Source organism: Pseudomonas rhizosphaerae (assembly GCF_000761155.1).
GTDB classification, from domain to species: domain Bacteria; phylum Pseudomonadota; class Gammaproteobacteria; order Pseudomonadales; family Pseudomonadaceae; genus Aquipseudomonas; species Aquipseudomonas rhizosphaerae.
Genome location: NZ_CP009533.1, coordinates 4,396,630 through 4,414,534 on the forward strand (window position 1 = coordinate 4,396,630; position 17,905 = coordinate 4,414,534).

The following is a 17,905-nucleotide window of genomic DNA, read 5'->3' on the forward strand; positions in this document are numbered from 1 at the left end:
CTTATCGGGTGCACAGGTTGGCACTGTCGGGATCGGGTTTGTCCGTGATTCTGACTCTGCCGGCCCAACTGATCACCACCCGCCAGCGTAGCTTGGCCCGCTTCGGGTCGCATACAAACCATGATCCGATATTCGATTGGCGTCCCACCCCGACAGGTGCACCGAAGCTGTCGAAGCGCACCTCTTTGCGCACCCATCGGTTGCCAATGATAGGCGTCTTGCCATCTAGCCCATGGCTATGCAGGACATCCCCCCTGGCTGTGCGCAGTCCGCGGATGTCCAGCATGGTAAACCAACCCCATCCCCAGCCTTGATAGGATGCGCGCACAACGACCGGTGTGTGCCTGAGGATGGCCTCTGCCCTGGCTTGGCGCAATGTGGAGGCCAACTCCTGAGCCACCACTTTACGCCGTTGTTCCTGCAGCATCCCATGCAAAGCGGGCGTGGCGATCGCCGCCAGTACCCCAACCACTGCAAGCACCGCCACCAGCTCCACCAATGTCACTCCTTTGCTGTTCATGCCGACCCTCCCTGGGTTTGCCTGCGATAGGCGCTGATCCCTCTAGAACAACCGTATATCCTGTGCCCGCACTGAACCGCGCGAGCGCTGGTTTATAGTCAGTGCTCTTGGGGGAGGCGTCCAATGCGGCATGGTTACAAGGGGTTTACGCTGGTCGAGCTGATGGTCACCATTGCGGTGCTGGCCATACTGGTGACCGTGGGCATCCCTTCATTCATCAGCTTGATGAACAACACCAAGGCCGACACCGAATCGACGGATTTGTATCGTGCGTTGAACTATGCGCGCCTCGAAGCGATAAACCGGGGCGCGAGCATACGTGTCACGCCGTCCATCGCGAACGACTGGACCAGCCGTCTCGATATTCAGGTGGTCAATGCAGGTGCGGTAACCAACCCGGTATTGCGGGTAATCGCACCCATGGCGACAGCAGCTGCAGTACTACCCAAGAACATTGCCAACATCGAGTACAACAATTTGGGCGCGTTGGCCAATCCAGTCACGGCAGTGGCGTTTTCCTACACCCGAGGCACCTACACCAAGGCGATAGGCGTTTGCGCCAACGGGCGAGTGATACTGGGGGGCACCTGTCCATGAGCATGCGCACCGGGCAAACCGGGGTCAGCCTGATCGAAGTCCTGGTGTCGTTGCTGATCATGGGGATCGGTCTGCTGGGGGCCGCAGCCTTGCAGCTCAATGCCCTCAAGTTCACCGACAGCTCGGCCCTCACCAGCCAGGCCAGCTTCATTGCCTACGACATGATGGACCGTATCCGAGCCAACCCCGACGGCAACTACGTGCTAGCCAACCTCGATGCTGCGCCAACGGGCAACATGAGCGATACACGCGCACAGGACCTCGCCGACTTCGCCGCCAATGCCAAGGCCATCGGCGGTGTCAGCGCCGGCAGCAGCATCGCTGTGAACAACCGTGTGGTCACCATCACCGTGCAATGGAGCGACGCGCGCGCGACCAACACAGCGAACGTTTCCAATGTGCAGAGCAGCGGCGATGGCCTGCAGACGTTCACGCTGACCAGCCGTGTGGCCATCGACAAGGGGATCAAATGAGACGCTCATCCCGAGGCATCGGCCTCATAGAGCTGATGGTCGCCATGACGTTGGGGCTGGTGATCGTGTTGGGTGTCACCCAGATTTTTCTTGCGGCGAAGAACACCTACCAAAGCCAGAATGCCGCAGCGGGCATTCAGGAGGATGGACGCTTTCTGATGAGCAAGATGGCCCAGGAAATCCGCATGACAGGGTTCTTTGGATGCCAGGCGAATCCGCTCGACAGCACACCTACCAAAAACTTCACTGTTGCCTACGCTGCACCGATCACCATCACCCGTGGCACCAACAACAGCGTGATCCTCACGCTGATCACTGCCGACGTGGGCAACAACGGCGCTAATCCCGACTGGAACATTCTTACCGATTGCCGCAGTTTTTCGACGGCCTACGTACCGGCAGGCCTGCCTACTGTAGTTGCTGGCCAGCAAGTTATCCCGATACGTCGGATTGTCTATACCTTTGCCAACAATCAGGTGCTGGCGGGTAATTCGGCCACCAACCAAAGCCCGTTGATCAGCAACGTGCTGGCGTTCGACGTGACTTTCGGCATGGCCTCATCGGTAGCCAATCTCAATGCCAGCACCTATGTGGCGACCCCGACCAACTTCGACCTCATTCGCAGCGTGCGCATCAGTTTGCAGGTGGCGGATCAAGCGGCTGCGCCAAACTCGCGCGCCCAGACCCGAACGTTCAATACAGTAATTGCGCTGAGGAATCGGCTGCTGTGACGAGGCGCCCATGATGTTTCGACCCACTGATCCTCACCCAGGCAGGCAACGTGGCATGACGCTGGTGGTCTGCCTGATCTTTTTGCTGTTGCTGACCTTGATAGGCGTCTCGTCTATGCAGAATGCCACCTTGCAGGAAAAGATGGCGGGCAGTGTGGTCCTGCGCAATGGTTCGTTCCAGATAGCCGAGGCGATGCTGCGACTTGGCGAAAACACCGTGAAGCCTGCCGCGTATACGCTGGCCTTCTGTCAAGATGCTGCCACCTGTGCGCCACCTACTACGGCCGGTACTATTGGTACAGGCAGTTACAATGCGGCCAATGGCGTGGTATGGATTCAGTCCGGGCAAGGCTATTACGCGATTCAAAAAGTGGGCGCTAGCAATAATCCGGCGATCATCGCCAGTGGCCTGCCGATCAATACCCAGAAAACATACTACGAGCTGTATCGCATTACCGGGGTGGGCATCCAGGGTACTTCGCGAACCGTGTTGGAGAGTATTTATGCCAAGCAGAAGTAGTAGGCACGGCGTGTTCAAGCTCGTGCTGGGCCTGCTGGCTGGTCTGTATGTTAGCGCGCCGTTATATGCATTCACGCCCTCGGACTCGCCTCTGCTGAGCTCAGGGTCAGTTGCGCCCAACGTCATGTTGATGGTGGACGATTCCGGCAGTATGGATAACCTCATTCGTGCCACCGGGTTCGACCAGTCTGTCACCCGTACCCAGATCTACATCTGCGGTGCGAGCAACTCATGCAACCAGTACTTTAACGTCGACATGGATAACGAGAACCTGTTCTACAGCTCGTTTCGCCAAGGGGCCTGTGCCTTCAACTATTCCGGTTTTCTGCGCCCCAACGGCGTCAAGTACTGTCTTCGCCTACCTGACCCGGTCGGCAACGGCAATACTCGCTATTCAGCCCGGTACATTTCGTATTTGATCGACCAGTTGCCCAGCGGTACAACAACCAGAAACTATACGGATAACTCCATTCCCCAGGACTACCGCATCAACGTAGCGCGCGCAGCCGCTACAGCGATCGTCGATGCTAACCGCTCATTGCGCATTGGCCTGGCTACCTTCAATCCGCCGCGCACGGGTGATTCCGGCCCCGGCGGTTTTATTTCGCGCAACGTTGCCGATATCAGCGCCAGCACGTCGGCAGGCCCTGCCAACTATCGGGCGCTGCAAAGTGCGATCGACGATCTGGGTGCCATTGCCAACACTCCACTGGCAGAGACCTATTACGAGATCACGCGCTACTTCAGGGGCATGTCGCCTTATTACAACAGTACGCCCAGTACCTACACGAGCCCCATCCAGTACCGTTGCCAGAAGAACTATGGCGTGGTCATTACCGACGGTCTGCCTACCTACGATCGCACCTTTCCCACCAATGACCCTTTAGGTGGCGCGCGCCTCCCGAACTGGGACGGCAACAGTGCCAATGACGGGGACAATCTCAACGGTGACGGCGAGGGCGATACCCTGTATCTGGATGACATCGCCAAATTTGCCTATGACATCGACATGCGCTCGAGCGGTACGGATGCTGCTGGGAAAAGTTGGGATGCGGCAGATTTTCCCAAGCAGAACATGTCTACCTATACGGTAGGTTTTGCGGCCAATAACCAGATGCTAAGAGATGCCGCCGAGCTTTATGGCCAAGGCAAGTATTACCAGGCGACCGATGCTGCAGGGCTTAGTGCCGCGCTGACCGCTGCGCTCAATGACATTGCTTCCAAGGCAGGTTCTGGCGGCGGTGCTACCGTCAATTCGGTCAATCTCACGGCGTCTTCGCAGTACTACCAGACCTTCTACGATCCTACCGACTGGCGGGGCACGGTACGTGCGTATAGCTTAGATAGCGCAGGTTCGCCAACGTCTACCTTGCTGTGGTCAACCGATACAAAGGTTACATCTGCAGGCAGTACCGTTTTCCAATCCTTCAATACCGCTACGGCGCAGCCCGTAGCGTTGTCACTTGGCAATTTCTCCTTGGGGCAGCAGCTTACGCTCGCCACAGGGTTGCCTAGCGGAGTATCCAACAATGATCTGGTGGAGTGGACTAAAGGGACCAACAAGACAGGCTTGAAGGTTCGCTCGGTGTTGCTGGGCGATATCATCAATTCACCTTTGGTATACGCTTCGCCCACGGCCATTTCTGCCACGGACACCACGGGTGATTTCAGCTACACCCAATACCTGAACACCAAGGCGTCCACCATGACGGCGAGCCTCGTGGTCGGCAGCAACGATGGTATGACGAGCGTGCTCAACACCGATGGGAGTCGCCGATACGCCTATTTGCCCTCAAGCACGCTGTCCAATCTGCGTTACGTGGCCGACCCGGCTTACATCAACGGTACAGGCCACAAGTTTCTCAACGATGGCCAGTTGACGGTTGCCGACGCGCAGATCGGCACTTCATGGCGGACGCTTGCCTTGGGAGGGGTCGGCGCCGGTGGGCGGACTTACTACGCGCTGCAGTTGTTTCAAGCTGGCAGCAATACGGTTCGAGCGCTTTGGGAAATTTCGAATACTACGGCAGGCTATGGCAACATCGGCTATGCCTACGGCAAGCCCGAAGTTGCCCGTTTGAGTAATGGCAAATGGGCTGCCTTCATCTCCAATGGTTATGGCAGTACTTCTGGGCGGGCTTCGTTGTTTGTCGTTGATGTGTCCAATGGTCAGCTGATCAGTGAGATCCAAACGCCTGTGGTCGTTTCAGGCGAAACCGATAACGGTTTGTCCTCTGTGGCGCTGGAGGTCAATAGCCAAGGAGTCGTGCAGTATGCGTATGGTGGCGACCTCAAGGGCCGCATGTGGAAGTTCGACTTCACCAACACCACAAACGGTACCGTCGGCTTTTCCGGCTCGCCATTGTTCACGGCTTCCGGCGGGGCAAGTCAGCCGATCACCGCGCAACCTACCATCGGTAGTTACACTCAGGGCCGCCAGATCATTTTCTTCGGTACCGGAAAGCTAAACGAAGTAGCCGACAAGACCACGACGACTACTCAGGCCTTCTATGCAATCGTCGACGCCAATGGTTCGACCGCCAACTACACCGAGTCTTCATTGCAACGCCAGACCATCACCAATATTACTGGCAACAAAGTCTATACCAGCCAGAACACGGTGGATTACAACACGCGCAAAGGGTGGTACATGCCGCTGACTTATGGCACCACGGCCACCGGCGAGCGGGTGCTGTATCCCGCGTTGCTGTTCGATGGGCGCGTGTACTTCACCACGGCGATTCTCGACACGACAGATCCTTGCTCCAGCGCGGGCTCCAGCAAGCTGATGGAAGTGGATGCCGAGTCTGGTCAGCGGATCACCAATTTCAATATCTTCGGAGGGCTTGAGTCCACTTCCGGCTTGGTGATCGGCGGTGGTCTGGTCAACGTAGCGTCTTTTGTGAGCTATCAGGATGCTGCCGGCAACGATATGGTTGCGTTCCAGCTACCGAACACAGGGGACGCTGGAGCGCCAAGTGGAGGTGGAAGTGGCGACGGGAAAAACGCAGTCACCGATCCCGGCAGCAACATCAACCGCCGTATCATGTGGCAACAACGACAATGAGTGTTCCTATGCGCAGGCAACAGGGCTTTACCCTTATCGAGTTGATGATCGTGGTCGCCATCGTCGGCATCCTCGCCGCCATTGCCTACCCCAGCTACACCGAGTACGTTAAACGCACGCACCGGGTCGAGATTGGCCAGGTGCTGGCCGAAGGTGCGCAGAATTTTGAAAGAGGGTTCACCCGAACTGGCAGTTACGCCAACGTCCCGGACGTGGCGGGTAATGCCTGGTACAACATCGTGACGGTAAAAGATGCCACCACGTTCAGCCTGACGGCGGCGCCGAAGCCCGGCACCATGATGGTCGGTGACAAGTGCGGCAGTTTCGTCATCAATCAAACCGGCACGCGCACCAATACCGGCATGGCCGCCGGCAACACTTCCGCCACCTGCTGGGGCCGTTGAGCCTTCTTTGGAATCGTTTCATGTCTGACCATGTTCTGGTTGTCGGCGGCGGCGTCATTGGCCTGCTGACGGCCTACAACCTCGCTGCCCATGTGGATCGCGTCACCTTGATCGATCGCAGTGCGGTGGGGCAGGAGTCGTCCTGGGCGGGCGGTGGCATCGTTTCACCGCTGTATCCCTGGCGCTACAGCCCTGCGGTCACTGCCTTGGCGCACTGGTCGCAAGATTTCTATCCGCAGTTGGGGCAGCGTCTGGCTGTCGAGACGGGCATCGACCCGGAGGTGCACACGACCGGGCTGTACTGGCTGGACCTGGAAGACGAGGCCGAGGCGCTGGCGTGGGCGCGGCGCAATCAGCGGCCGCTGGCGGCTGTGGATATCTGCGCTACCTATCAAGCCGTGCCACCGCTGGGGCCGGGGTTCGAGCGGGCTATTCACATGGCCGATGTCGCCAACGTGCGTAACCCGCGGCTGGTCAAGGCGTTGAAAGCGGCGCTGAATGCGCTGCCCAACGTGAGCGTGCGCGAGCACTGTGAGGTGCAGGGTTTTCTGCTCGACGGCAAGCGCGTGGTGGGTGTGCAAACGCCGCAAGGCGAGCTGCGGGCCGATGAGGTGGTGCTGACCGCAGGGGCATGGAGCGGTGAGTTGTTGCAGACCTTGGGCATTGGCTTGCCGGTGGAACCGGTGAAGGGCCAGATGATCCTGTACAAATGCGCTGCCGACTTTCTGCCGAGCATGGTGCTGGCCAAGGGGCGCTATGCGATTCCCCGTCGCGACGGGCACGTATTGATTGGCAGCACCCTGGAGCATGCGGGTTTCGACAAGACTCCAACCCCGGAAGCGCTGGAAAGCCTGATGGCTTCGGCGGTGGATCTGCTACCGGCCCTGGCCGATACCACGCCGGTGCGGCAATGGGCCGGATTGCGTCCGGGCTCGCCGGACGGGGTGCCGTTCATTGGTGCGCTGCCGCAGCATCCTGGCCTGTGGCTGAACTGCGGACATTATCGCAACGGGCTGGTGCTGGCGCCGGCTTCTTGTCGTCTGTTGGTGGATCTGATGGTGGGCCGTGATGCCGTGATCGATCCAGCGCCTTACGCACCCCAGCACCGCCTCGCCCCGTAGCAGCGGCGCGAGCCGCGTCCGGCCCCACCGCGTTCATTCAGGCACACCGTGCATACCGCAGACGCGGCTCGCGCCGCTGCTACAGGGATTGCGTGCATCGTCGACGTGGTCATCCGGGCATACCGCGTGCATCGTCAACGTGGTCATTCGGGCACACCGCGTACACCGCCGACGTGGTCATTCGGGCATACCGCGTGCACCGTTGCCGTGGTTATTCGGGCGCACTCCGTGCGCTATCGACGCGTTCATTCGTGCGCACCGTAAACCCTGTAGCAGCGGCGCGAGCCGCGTCCGGTGTCGACGCGGTGGCAGGGAATCAATCCAGGCCCAGCTTCTTGAGGCGGTAGCGCATCGAACGGAACGACATATTCAACCGCTGCGCCGCTGCCGTGCGGTTCCAGCGGGTTTCTTCCAGGGCTTGCAGGATGAGCTTGCGCTCCACGCTTTCCAGGTAATCTTCCAGGTTGTCGATCCGGGCCAGGCTGGGCTCACCGGTGTCCACGCTGGCCGCCGTTTCGCTCAGGCGCAGGTCGCTCGCTTCGATGCGGTCGTCCTCACACAAGGTGTAGGCCCGTTCGAGCATGTTCTCCAGTTCACGCACGTTGCCGGGAAAGCGGTAGCCCTTGAGGGTTTCCAGAGCGGCTGGGGTCAATTGCGCCGGTGGCAGGCCGCTGCCTTGCGCCAGGCGCGTCAGCATGCTGCTGGCCAGCAGCGGAATGTCTTCACGCCGCTCGCGCAGGCAAGGCACCCGCAGCTCGATCACATTCAAACGGTAGTAAAGGTCCTGGCGAAAACGCTGGGCCGCCACTTCGGCCGCCAGGTCCTTGTGGGTCGCGCAAAGAATGCGCACATCGACCACGTTCTCGGTCTGCCCGCCCACTGCCCGCACAGCTTTTTCCTGTATGGCGCGCAGCAACTTCACCTGCATGGTCAGCGGCAGGTCGGCCACCTCGTCGAGAAACAGCGTGCCACCATGGGCGGCCTGAAACAGTCCCGGCTTGTCTTCGGTGGCACCGGTAAAGCTGCCCTTGCGATGGCCGAAGAATTCGCTCTCCATCAGCTCGGCCGGGATGGCCCCGCAGTTCACTGGAATGAACGGTCGATCGGCCCGCGGGCCTTGCTCGTGAATCAGCCGGGCGACCAGTTCCTTGCCGCTGCCCGACTCACCGCTGATGTACACCGGGGCCTGGCTGCGGGCCAGACGGCCGATCTGTTTGCGCAGAGCCAGCATGGGCGGCGAATCCCCGAGCAGGCGCTGGTCGATGCTCGGTTCCTTGCCGGCAGGGGCGGGCGCCGGCATGCGCAGCGCGGTGCCCACCAACTCACGCAGGCGCGGCAGGTCGACCGGTTTGGTGAGGAAATCGAAGGCGCCAGCCTTGAGTGCATTGATGGCGGTATCCAGGCTGCCGAAGGCAGTGATCATGGCCACCGGCAGTTGCGGATAGCGCTGCTGGATGAACTGCACCAGCTCAAGGCCCGTACCGTCTGGCAGGCGCATGTCGGTCAGGCACAGGTCGAACGATTCGCGGCCCAGCCATTCACGGGCCTCGGTGACATCGCGCGCGCTGCGGGTTTCCAGCTTCATGCGGCCGAGGGTGATTTCCAGCAGTTCGCGAATGTCCGGCTCGTCATCCACGATCAGAATTTTTTGCCTGGCGCTCATAGTCATCCCTGTTTGCGCGGGTGGGCGAAGGTAATACGCATGCAACTCCCCCCTTTTTCACGTGCCCTGTAGTCTAGGTGGGCCTGATTGCTTTCGCACAGCTCGCGGGAAATATACAGGCCCAGCCCGGTGCCGTTGCTTTCGGTGGTGAAGAAAGGCTCGAACATGTGCTGTAACTGATCGGCGGCAAAGCCAGGGCCGTCGTCCAGCACCTCGAGGATCGGCAGGCCGTTGGTTGGCTCCACGAAAAGATTCAACCACACCTGTGCCTGCCCCTGCTGCTGGGCGCTGTAGCGTAGGCCATTTTCGACCAGATTGTTCAGCACCTGGGCCAATTGGTTGGCATCCATGCGAGTTTCCAGGGTGCCGTCGCTGACGTACATGTGCAGTTGCTGGCCGGGGCGCGCGGTGGCGCGAAAATCGCTGACGAACTTTTCCAGCCAGACCTTGAGGTCCAGTGGGTGCGGAGCACTTGGGCGACGGCGCGAGAGTTGCAGCACGTTCTCGATGATCAGGTTCATGCGTTTGCATTGATCCTGAATGATCTGCGTCAAACGCCGGTCGGCCACGGGCAGGTCTTCGGACTCCTGCAGCAACTGCCCGGCGTGACTGATGGCGCCCAGCGGGTTGCGGATCTCATGAGCGATGCTGGCCGTAAGGCGGCCGAGTGCAGCCAGTTTGAGTTGCTGTGCTTGCTGCGCGATCTGCGACAGGTCTTCGAGAAACACCAGGGTCTGCTGCTGCTCGTTGCCACGGCGCAGGGCAATGAAACTGGCCTGGATCGACGGGCCGGTCGGCGAAAGCTTCAGGCTTTTGACGCGCAGCGCCGGATTGGTCTGCCACTGCAGCAGGCGTTCGATCAGGTCGGTTGAATGGTCGGCGATCAGTTCGCCGTTGAGCGTCATGCGCCCGAACAGGGCCAGCGCGCCTTGGTTGGCCAGTTGCACACGCAGCTCGGTGTCCAGCACCAGGATACCGGTGCGCATGCGCTGCAGAATCAGCGAGTTCAAGGCTTCCAGGCTGGTGACGTCACTGGCGCGCTGTTCGGCCAGGTTCTCGCTGGTGCGCAGCAGCCGGCTCAAGCCCTGGACCACGAACCACACGGCGAAGCACAGCACGCCCAAGGTGCTCGCTTGCAGGTAATCGTTGGCGGCGGCCGGGCGGGAGATGCTCAGGTAGAACGTCAGGTAGATGATGCCAATGGTGGCGAGCGCGGCGATCAACAGGCCGAGGCGGCCGCGCAGCAACAGGTTGCCCATGGCCACCGAGGCGATCATCAGGTTGCCGATGCCGCTGGGCGTACCGCCACCGGCATAGAACAAGCCTGCGAGCATGATCACGTCGGCGGTGGCCAAGCTGAAAACGGGCAGCACCCGGCGCGGGTTGCCCATCAGCACCACGACCAGGATGTTGAGGATCAAGTAGAGCCAGCTGCCGGCGCGAAACAGCTCGCCATCGGCGACTTCCAGCAGGCGGTTGTCCATGTTGCTGGAAATCAGCAGGACCAGCGACAGGCCGATGGTCAAGCGGTAGAGGTGGTACAGGCGCAGCATCCGCTGCGCCTGGGCGCCGCCGAGAAACTGCGCTTCAGCGGGCACCGTTGCCGGGCCCTTGCTCCAGATGAGGCTGGCTGCAATACCAGTGGCTGTCGCGGCGCAACGCGCTGTCCTCTGGCAGGTGCACGCCGCACTGGGCGCAACGAACCATGGTCAGCGAGGCTGGCTTGTTGTCCTCGCGACGCGCGCGCGCCGGAGTCTTGAACTTGCGCCACAGCCAAATGGCTGCGAACACGATGGCAATCCAGAAAATCAGGCGAATCATGGGAGGGTCAGCTTTGCCAGGGAAGATGGCGCAGTGTAGGAGCGAGCCCGATGCGGAGCAAGCGGCGGGAGAGGGTAGGCCATACCAACGCCCCACCTTGTGGGAGCGGGTCTCTGCCCGCGAAAGGGGCCCTGCGGTGTATCAGGCAGACCGCAGTGAGCCCTTCGCGGGCAGAGACCCGCTCCCACAGGCATGCATCTGCCCCACAGGCATATATCTGTTCCCACAGGCATGCATCTGCCCCACAGGCATATATCTGCTCCCACAGGCATACACATACAAATGCCCTCCGCCAGAAGGACAGTGCCTGCGGTTATTCCAATAAAAAAGGGGCCATCTGAATGAGGCCCCTTTCTTCGCTATTACTCAGCCTTCAGTCGAACAAACCAAAGGTAGCGTAGCTGAACCACGAGCGGCTCTTGCCTTCTTCGGCGTTCGGCTGCTGCTGGTCGGCGGTGCCGCCGTCTTCGGGTGGCAGCAGTTCCTTCGGAATGGCGTCGCGCGCTTCCTGGTACTGGCGTTGCACGTCCTGGTTGGCGCGGGTCTCGCCGGGCGGCAGGGGGTCGGTGTTGGAGCCGATCCAGCCCAGGGTGGCCTTGGAGATCCACGAGCGGTTGTCCTGTTCGTCCTGCTGGGGCACGAACTTGCCGTCTTCCAGGCTCGGGTGATCCGGGTAGTTAGTCTTCAAGGTGTCCAGGCTGGTGGCCGCCAGGTCGTCCAGGTGCAGACGCATGTAGGCTTCGGTCATCACCGCCAGGCCGTCGCCGACGGACGGCGTTTCCTGGAAGTTTTCCACTACGTAGCGGCCACGGTTGGCGGCGGCGACATAGGCCTGACGGGTCAGGTAATAGTCGGCCACGTGGATCTCGTAGGACGCCAGCAGATTGCGCAGGTAGATCATGCGCTGCTTGGCATCGGGCGCGTAGCGGCTGTTGGGGAAACGGCTGGTGAGCTGGGCGAACTCGTTGTAGGAGTCGCGGGCAGCGCCGGGGTCACGCTTGGTCATGTCCAGCGGCAGGAAGCGCGCCACCAGGCCACGGTCCTGGTCGAACGAGGTCAGGCCCTTGAGGTAATAGGCGTAGTCGACGTTCGGGTGCTGCGGATGCAGGCGGATGAAACGCTCGGCGGCCGACTTTGCCGCTTCGGGCTCGGAGTTCTTGTAGTTGGCGTAGATCAGCTCGAGCTGCGCCTGGTCGGCATAGCGGCCGAACGGATAACGCGACTCCAGCGCCTTGAGCTTGGCCGTGGCACTGGTGTAGCTCTTGTTGTCCAGGTCGGCCTGCGCCTGCTGGTACAGCTCGACTTCGCTAAGGTTTTCATCGACCACTTCTTTGGTCGAAGAACAGGCCGCGGTGAGTCCGAGGATGGCGATCAGCAGCAGGTGTTTCACTTGCATGGCGGCTAGCGTCCCTATAAACGGCCGCTGTCTCGGGCGTGGCCGTCCTGTTATGATGAGCACCCCGTGGAACCCCCGGGGCAAAAGACGCCGTATTTAACCACAAGCGTGCAGCCGAAACCAAAGGCTGTGCCGCCGCCTAGTCCGAGCATGTCCGAGATCATACAACTTCGCGCAGAGGTACCGTCCGATTTGGGCGGACAACGCCTCGACCAAGTCGCCGCCCAATTATTCGCTGAGCACTCGCGCTCGCGCCTTTCCGCCTGGATAAAGGAGGGCCGCCTGACCGTGGACGGGGGCGTTCTGCGCCCGCGCGATACCGTGCATGGCGGTGCCCTGCTCGAGCTCAATGCCGAGCAGGAAGCCCAGGGTGAATGGGTGGCCCAGGACATCGAGCTGGACATCGTCTATGAAGACGACCAGATCCTTGTCATCAACAAGCCGGCCGGCTTGGTGGTCCATCCGGCCGCCGGCCACGCCGACGGCACGCTGCTCAATGCCCTGCTGCACCATGTGCCGGACATCATCAACGTGCCGCGCGCCGGCATCGTCCACCGCCTGGACAAGGACACCACCGGTCTGATGGTGGTGGCCAAGACCATCCAGGCGCAGACCCAGCTGGTGTCGCAGCTGCAGAGCCGTTCGGTCAGCCGCATCTATGAATGCATCGTCATCGGCGTGGTCACCGCCGGTGGCAAGATCAACGCGCCGATCGGTCGGCACGGCCAGCAGCGCCAGCGCATGGCGGTGATGGAAGGTGGCAAGCAGGCGGTCAGCCATTACCGCGTGCTCGAACGCTTCCGCTCCCACACCCACGTGCGGGTCAAGCTGGAAACCGGGCGTACCCACCAGATTCGTGTGCACATGTCGCACATCAACTTCCCGTTGGTGGGCGATCAGGCCTACGGCGGTCGCTTCCGCATTCCGCCTGCAGCCAGCGCGACCATGGTCGATGCACTGAAAACCTTTCCGCGCCAGGCCCTGCATGCGCGCTTCCTCGAGCTCGATCATCCGACGACCGGCGAGCGCATGGGCTGGGAATCGTCACTGCCCGACGACTTCGTCTGGCTGCTGTCGCTGCTCAAGCAGGACCGCGAGGCCTTCATCGGGTGACCACTTTCACGCAGGGCCTGCTGTTTCCCGATTGGCCGGCTCCGGCATCGGTCAGGGCCTGCGTGACTACCTGCGAAGGCGGCGTCAGTGCGGCGCCCTATGCGAGCCTGAACCTGGGCGCGCACGTGGGCGACGATCCCCAATCCGTGGTCCAGAACCGCCTGCGCCTGACCGCCCACTTCGGCATCCTGCCCGCCTGGTTGAACCAGGTGCATGGCGTGCACGTGGTCGATGCCGATCCCACTCGAGTGCTCGAGGCGGATGCGAGCTGGACCACCACCCCCGGAATCGCCTGCACGGCGATGACTGCCGACTGTTTGCCCGCGCTGTTCTGCAACCGGGCGGGTACCCAGGTGGCCGCCGCCCACGCCGGTTGGCGCGGGTTGGCTGCCGGAGTGCTGGAAGCGACGGTGAACAGCTTCAGCGAGCCGCCCGAGCAGGTCATGGTCTGGCTGGGGCCGGCCATTGGCCCGCGCCGGTTCGAAGTCGGTGCCGAGGTGCGTGAGACCTTCATGGCCATCCATCCGCAAGCTGCCGATGCGTTCGCACCGGGTGCCGCACCTGGCAAGTTCCTGGCCGACATCTATGCGCTGGCGCGGATTCGCCTGGCGGCGGTCGGGGTGACGGCGGTGTATGGCGGGGGATTGTGCACCGTGGAAGACGAGCGCTTCTTTTCCTATCGCCGCGCATCGGTCACCGGGCGATTCGCTTCACTGGTGTGGCTGGAGCCGTAGCTTGGCAGCCGGCGCTGCTCATCCAGACCCACAACCCCCGTCCTTGAATCTTCCCTAACACCCCCCATCTAACTGTCATCCCCGGCAGGTTTTCTTCATCAGGTGTGTCCATCGCTCCGGCCTGCCCCTTTCAGGAAGGTGACTCATGCGTATAGACCGTTTGACCAGCAAGCTTCAACTCGCGTTATCCGACGCACAATCCCTGGCCGTTGGCATGGACCATCCCGCCATCGAGCCTGCGCATCTGATGCAGGCGCAACTCGACCAGCAGGGCGGCTCGATCCGTCCGCTGCTGATGCAGGTCGGTTTCGACGTCAACAGCCTGCGCAAGGCGTTGAGCAAAGAGCTCGACCAACTGCCGAAAATCCAGAACCCCACTGGCGACGTCAACATGTCTCAGGACTTGGCGCGCCTGCTCAACCAGGCCGACCGGCTGGCGCAGCAGAAGGGCGATCAATTCATCTCCAGCGAGCTGGCACTGCTGGCCGCCATGGACGACAACAGCAAGCTCGGCAAACTGCTGTTAGGGCAGGGCGTCAGCAAGAAGGCTCTGGAAAACGCCATCAGCAACCTGCGCGGCGGCGAGGCGGTCAACGACCCCAACGCCGAAGAGTCGCGCAAGTCGTTGGAAAAATACACCGTCGACCTGACCAAGCGCGCCGAAGAAGGCAAGCTCGACCCGGTGATCGGCCGTGACGACGAGATCCGTCGGACCATCCAGGTGCTGCAGCGTCGCACCAAGAACAACCCGGTGCTGATCGGCGAACCTGGCGTGGGCAAGACCGCCATCGCCGAAGGCCTGGCCCAGCGTATCATCAATGGCGAAGTGCCCGATGGCCTGCGCGGCAAGCGCTTGCTGAGCCTGGACATGGGCGCGCTGATTGCCGGCGCCAAGTTTCGTGGCGAGTTCGAAGAGCGCTTGAAGTCGTTGCTCAACGAACTGTCCAAGCAGGAAGGGCAGATCATCCTGTTCATCGACGAGCTGCACACCATGGTCGGCGCCGGCAAGGGCGAGGGCTCCATGGACGCCGGCAACATGCTCAAGCCGGCCCTGGCGCGCGGCGAACTGCACTGCGTAGGCGCCACCACGCTCAACGAGTACCGCCAGTACATCGAGAAGGACGCGGCGCTGGAGCGGCGTTTCCAGAAGGTGCTGGTCGATGAGCCGAGCGAGGAGGACACCATCGCCATCCTGCGTGGCCTGAAAGAGCGCTACGAGGTTCACCACAAGGTGGCGATCACCGATGGCGCGATCATCGCGGCAGCCAAGCTGAGCCATCGCTACATCACCGACCGCCAGTTGCCCGACAAGGCCATCGACCTGATCGACGAGGCGGCCAGCCGTATCCGCATGGAAATCGACTCCAAGCCGGAAGTGCTGGACCGCCTGGAGCGTCGCCTGATCCAGCTCAAGGTCGAGTCCCAGGCCCTGAAGAAAGAAGACGACGAAGCCGCGATCAAGCGTTTGGAAAAACTGACCGAGGAAATCGCCCGGCTGGAACGCGAGTACGCCGACCTGGAGGAGATCTGGACGTCGGAAAAAGCCGAAGTGCAGGGCTCGGCGCAGATCCAGCAGAAGATCGAGCAGTCCCGTCAGGAGCTGGAAACCGCACGTCGGCGTGGCGACCTGAGCCGCATGGCCGAATTGCAGTACGGGGTGATCCCGGACCTGGAGCGCAGCCTGCAGATGGTCGATCAGCATGGCAAGAGCGACAACCAGTTGCTGCGCAGCAAGGTGACCGAGGAAGAAATTGCCGAAGTAGTGTCCAAATGGACCGGGATTCCCGTGTCGAAAATGCTCGAAGGCGAGCGCGACAAGCTGCTGAAGATGGAAAGCCTGTTGCATCAACGCGTGATCGGCCAGGAAGAGGCGGTGGTGGCCGTGTCGAACGCGGTACGTCGTTCGCGTGCCGGGCTGTCCGACCCAAACCGTCCGAGCGGCTCGTTCATGTTCCTCGGCCCCACCGGGGTCGGCAAGACCGAGCTGTGCAAGGCGCTGGCCGAGTTCCTCTTCGACACCGAGGAGGCCATGGTGCGCATCGACATGTCCGAGTTCATGGAGAAGCATTCGGTGGCCCGCCTGATTGGCGCGCCACCCGGGTACGTGGGCTATGAAGAAGGCGGCTATCTGACCGAAGCGGTACGTCGCAAGCCGTACTCGGTGTTGCTCTTGGACGAAGTGGAGAAGGCGCACCCGGACGTGTTCAACATTCTCTTGCAGGTGCTCGAGGATGGACGTCTGACCGACAGTCATGGCCGCACCGTGGACTTCCGCAACACTGTGATCGTCATGACCTCGAACCTGGGGTCGGCGCGGATCCAGGAACTGGTCGGCGATCGCGAGGCGCAACGTGCGGCGGTCATGGATGCGGTGACCAGTCATTTCCGTCCGGAGTTCGTCAACCGGATCGACGAAGTGGTGATCTTCGAACCGCTGGCACGCGACCAGATTGCCGGTATCACGCAGATCCAGCTGGCCCGCCTGCGCAGCCGCCTGGCCGAGCGCGACCTGAGCCTGGAGCTGAGCGACGAGGCGCTGGATAAGCTGATCGCTGTGGGTTACGACCCGGTGTATGGCGCGCGGCCGCTCAAGCGCGCGATCCAGCGCTGGATCGAGAACCCGCTGGCGCAGTTGATCCTCTCGGGCAAGTTCCTGCCGGGGACCTCGGTGCAGGCGTCGGTGGTGGATGATGAGATTGTGTTTGCTTGATTGATGGAGGGGCAGTGAGGGCCTCTTCGCGGGCAGAGCCCGCTCCCACAGGTATGCAACGTTCCTGTGGGAGCGGGCTCTGCCCGCGAAGAGGCCCGACATGACACACCCCATTGATTTACCGTTGCATTTTCGTTTCAAGGCTTGTAAAGTGCGCCCCGCTGTCGGTCATCCCGCAGAACCAGACGCTTCACCCGGTTCTAAAAAAAAGTTGCAAATCAGTGTCTTGAAAGCAATTTAAAGGGTTGACAGGGGTTTTGAAGATTGTAGAATAGCGCGCCTCAGAGACATGAACGCAGCGATGCGAACGGGTCGAAGAGTTCAAGGCGGTAGTGATGCAGGCTTGAAGCTGCAGCAGTTGTAGATGTACTGAAATTGGCTTTAGATGTTCTGAAATTGATAGTTCCGTGATAGCTCAGTCGGTAGAGCAAATGACTGTTAATCATTGGGTCCCAGGTTCGAGTCCTGGTCACGGAGCCAAATTTCATATCGGGGTATAGCGCAGTCCGGTAGCGCGCCTGCTTTGGGAGCAGGATGTCAGGAGTTCGAATCCCCTTACCCCGACCATATTTGGGTCGTTAGCTCAGTTGGTAGAGCAGTTGGCTTTTAACCAATTGGTCGTAGGTTCGAATCCCACACGACCCACCATTTTTGATTCCGGTACGCTGGATCGAATCTTAAAAAGCCCCACCGATTAACACCGGTGGGCAGCAGAAAAGGCGCCTTCCGGGGTGCCTTTTTTGTACCGGGGTATAGCGCAGTCCGGTAGCGCGCCTGCTTTGGGAGCAGGATGTCAGGAGTTCGAATCCCCTTACCCCGACCATATTCGAAGAAAGGCGCCTATCATAGGCGCCTTTTTTTTTGCCCCCAATTCAATACACCCCTCCTGTAGCAGCGGCGCAAGCCGCGTCCGACCCCACCGCGTTTTATCAAACACACCGCATCGCCAATGACGCGGCTCGCACGCCCCTGTAGCAGCGGCGCAAGCCGCGTCCGGCCCCACCGCGTTTTATCAAACACACCGCATCGCCAATG

General features: G+C 61.0%; 15 protein-coding genes and 4 tRNA genes. 14 read left to right on the forward strand and 5 right to left on the reverse strand.

The window, feature by feature from the left end:
* Position 1: 1 nt before the first annotated feature.
* On the reverse strand, positions 2-520 hold the full coding sequence (locus LT40_RS19470; RefSeq protein WP_043192812.1) for a GspH/FimT family pseudopilin: 519 nt from the start codon (positions 518-520) through the stop codon (positions 2-4).
* A gap of 123 nt (positions 521-643) precedes the next feature.
* Here LT40_RS19470 and LT40_RS19475 point away from each other — a divergent pair, with 123 nt between their 5' ends.
* From LT40_RS19475 to thiO, 7 genes are read left to right on the forward strand one after another with little or no spacing between them, the layout of a single operon-like run.
* On the forward strand, positions 644-1,117 hold the full coding sequence (locus tag LT40_RS19475) for a GspH/FimT family pseudopilin (protein ID WP_043192813.1): 474 nt from the start codon (positions 644-646) through the stop codon (positions 1,115-1,117).
* Complete coding sequence (pilV, locus tag LT40_RS19480) at positions 1,114-1,590, forward strand: type IV pilus modification protein PilV (protein WP_043192814.1); 477 nt, start codon at positions 1,114-1,116, stop codon at positions 1,588-1,590. Before LT40_RS19475 ends, pilV begins: the two co-directional genes overlap by 4 nt.
* Positions 1,587-2,321 (forward strand): PilW family protein, encoded by a 735-nt coding sequence (locus LT40_RS19485; RefSeq protein ID WP_043192815.1) that lies wholly within the window; start codon positions 1,587-1,589, stop codon positions 2,319-2,321. Before pilV ends, LT40_RS19485 begins: the two co-directional genes overlap by 4 nt.
* A gap of 55 nt (positions 2,322-2,376) precedes the next feature.
* Positions 2,377-2,841: a pilus assembly PilX family protein gene (locus LT40_RS19490; protein ID WP_043192816.1), complete on the forward strand. Its 465-nt coding sequence runs from the start codon at positions 2,377-2,379 to the stop codon at positions 2,839-2,841.
* Positions 2,825-5,908 carry a pilus assembly protein gene (locus LT40_RS19495; protein WP_043192817.1) on the forward strand — a complete coding sequence of 1,028 codons (3,084 nt, stop codon included), beginning with the start codon at positions 2,825-2,827 and terminating at the stop codon, positions 5,906-5,908. The genes LT40_RS19490 and LT40_RS19495 overlap by 17 nt, the downstream gene beginning before the upstream one ends.
* 8 nt (positions 5,909-5,916) lie before the next feature.
* Positions 5,917-6,312, forward strand: coding sequence for a type IV pilin protein (locus tag LT40_RS19500; protein ID WP_043192818.1), 396 nt, complete (start codon positions 5,917-5,919; stop codon positions 6,310-6,312).
* Positions 6,313-6,332: 20 nt separating this feature from the next.
* Positions 6,333-7,433, forward strand: a complete 1,101-nt coding sequence (gene thiO / locus LT40_RS19505; protein ID WP_043192819.1) for a glycine oxidase ThiO — start codon at positions 6,333-6,335, stop codon at positions 7,431-7,433.
* A 316-nt stretch (positions 7,434-7,749) separates the two neighbouring features.
* Here thiO and LT40_RS19510 read toward each other — a convergent pair whose 3' ends face one another.
* From LT40_RS19510 to LT40_RS19525, 4 genes are all read right to left on the reverse strand, one after another.
* Positions 7,750-9,096 (reverse strand): sigma-54-dependent transcriptional regulator, encoded by a 1,347-nt coding sequence (locus LT40_RS19510; RefSeq protein ID WP_043192820.1) that lies wholly within the window; start codon positions 9,094-9,096, stop codon positions 7,750-7,752.
* A 2-nt stretch (positions 9,097-9,098) separates the two neighbouring features.
* Entirely contained in the window at positions 9,099-10,694 is a 1,596-nt protein-coding gene (locus LT40_RS19515; RefSeq protein WP_043192821.1) for a sensor histidine kinase, read from the reverse strand.
* Positions 10,684-10,917 carry a PP0621 family protein gene (locus LT40_RS19520; protein ID WP_043192822.1) on the reverse strand — a complete coding sequence of 78 codons (234 nt, stop codon included), beginning with the start codon at positions 10,915-10,917 and terminating at the stop codon, positions 10,684-10,686. Before LT40_RS19520 ends, LT40_RS19515 begins: the two co-directional genes overlap by 11 nt.
* 373 nt (positions 10,918-11,290) lie before the next feature.
* Positions 11,291-12,313, reverse strand: a complete 1,023-nt coding sequence (locus LT40_RS19525) for an outer membrane protein assembly factor BamD (RefSeq protein WP_043192824.1) — start codon at positions 12,311-12,313, stop codon at positions 11,291-11,293.
* 150 nt (positions 12,314-12,463) lie between these two features.
* Here LT40_RS19525 and rluD point away from each other — a divergent pair, with 150 nt between their 5' ends.
* The 7 genes from rluD (at position 12,464) to LT40_RS19560 (ending at position 17,693) form a co-directional block, all read left to right on the forward strand.
* Entirely contained in the window at positions 12,464-13,426 is a 963-nt protein-coding gene (gene rluD, locus LT40_RS19530; RefSeq protein WP_043192826.1) for a 23S rRNA pseudouridine(1911/1915/1917) synthase RluD, read from the forward strand.
* The gene (pgeF, locus tag LT40_RS19535) at positions 13,423-14,160 is read left to right on the forward strand and encodes a peptidoglycan editing factor PgeF (protein ID WP_043192827.1); all 738 of its coding nucleotides are present in this window, start codon (positions 13,423-13,425) and stop codon (positions 14,158-14,160) included. The genes rluD and pgeF overlap by 4 nt, the downstream gene beginning before the upstream one ends.
* A gap of 145 nt (positions 14,161-14,305) precedes the next feature.
* On the forward strand, positions 14,306-16,870 hold the full coding sequence (clpB, locus tag LT40_RS19540; RefSeq protein ID WP_043192828.1) for an ATP-dependent chaperone ClpB: 2,565 nt from the start codon (positions 14,306-14,308) through the stop codon (positions 16,868-16,870).
* Positions 16,871-17,274: 404 nt separating this feature from the next.
* A tRNA-Asn gene (locus tag LT40_RS19545) sits at positions 17,275-17,350 on the forward strand.
* 10 nt (positions 17,351-17,360) lie between these two features.
* Positions 17,361-17,437, forward strand: a tRNA-Pro gene (locus tag LT40_RS19550).
* Between the two features lie 5 nt (positions 17,438-17,442).
* A tRNA-Lys gene (locus LT40_RS19555) sits at positions 17,443-17,518 on the forward strand.
* Positions 17,519-17,616: 98 nt separating this feature from the next.
* A tRNA-Pro gene (locus LT40_RS19560) sits at positions 17,617-17,693 on the forward strand.
* Positions 17,694-17,905: the final 212 nt, after the last annotated feature.

Bases quoted from the DNA above. Each gene is read 5' to 3' on its own strand.
- LT40_RS19485 (WP_043192815.1), top strand. From the start codon at position 1,587: ATGAGACGCTCATCCCGAGGCATCGGCCTCATAGAGCTGATGGTCGCC.
- rluD (WP_043192826.1), top strand. From the start codon at position 12,464: ATGTCCGAGATCATACAACTTCGCGCAGAGGTACCGTCCGATTTGGGC.
- LT40_RS19475 (WP_043192813.1), top strand. From the start codon at position 644: ATGCGGCATGGTTACAAGGGGTTTACGCTGGTCGAGCTGATGGTCACC.
- pilV (WP_043192814.1), top strand. From the start codon at position 1,114: ATGAGCATGCGCACCGGGCAAACCGGGGTCAGCCTGATCGAAGTCCTG.
- LT40_RS19490 (WP_043192816.1), top strand. From the start codon at position 2,377: ATGACGCTGGTGGTCTGCCTGATCTTTTTGCTGTTGCTGACCTTGATA.
- LT40_RS19525 (WP_043192824.1), bottom strand. From the start codon at position 12,313: ATGCAAGTGAAACACCTGCTGCTGATCGCCATCCTCGGACTCACCGCG.
- LT40_RS19510 (WP_043192820.1), bottom strand. From the start codon at position 9,096: ATGAGCGCCAGGCAAAAAATTCTGATCGTGGATGACGAGCCGGACATT.
- LT40_RS19520 (WP_043192822.1), bottom strand. From the start codon at position 10,917: ATGATTCGCCTGATTTTCTGGATTGCCATCGTGTTCGCAGCCATTTGG.
- clpB (WP_043192828.1), top strand. From the start codon at position 14,306: ATGCGTATAGACCGTTTGACCAGCAAGCTTCAACTCGCGTTATCCGAC.
- LT40_RS19500 (WP_043192818.1), top strand. From the start codon at position 5,917: ATGCGCAGGCAACAGGGCTTTACCCTTATCGAGTTGATGATCGTGGTC.
- thiO (WP_043192819.1), top strand. From the start codon at position 6,333: ATGTCTGACCATGTTCTGGTTGTCGGCGGCGGCGTCATTGGCCTGCTG.
- LT40_RS19495 (WP_043192817.1), top strand. From the start codon at position 2,825: ATGCCAAGCAGAAGTAGTAGGCACGGCGTGTTCAAGCTCGTGCTGGGC.
- LT40_RS19470 (WP_043192812.1), bottom strand. From the start codon at position 520: ATGAACAGCAAAGGAGTGACATTGGTGGAGCTGGTGGCGGTGCTTGCA.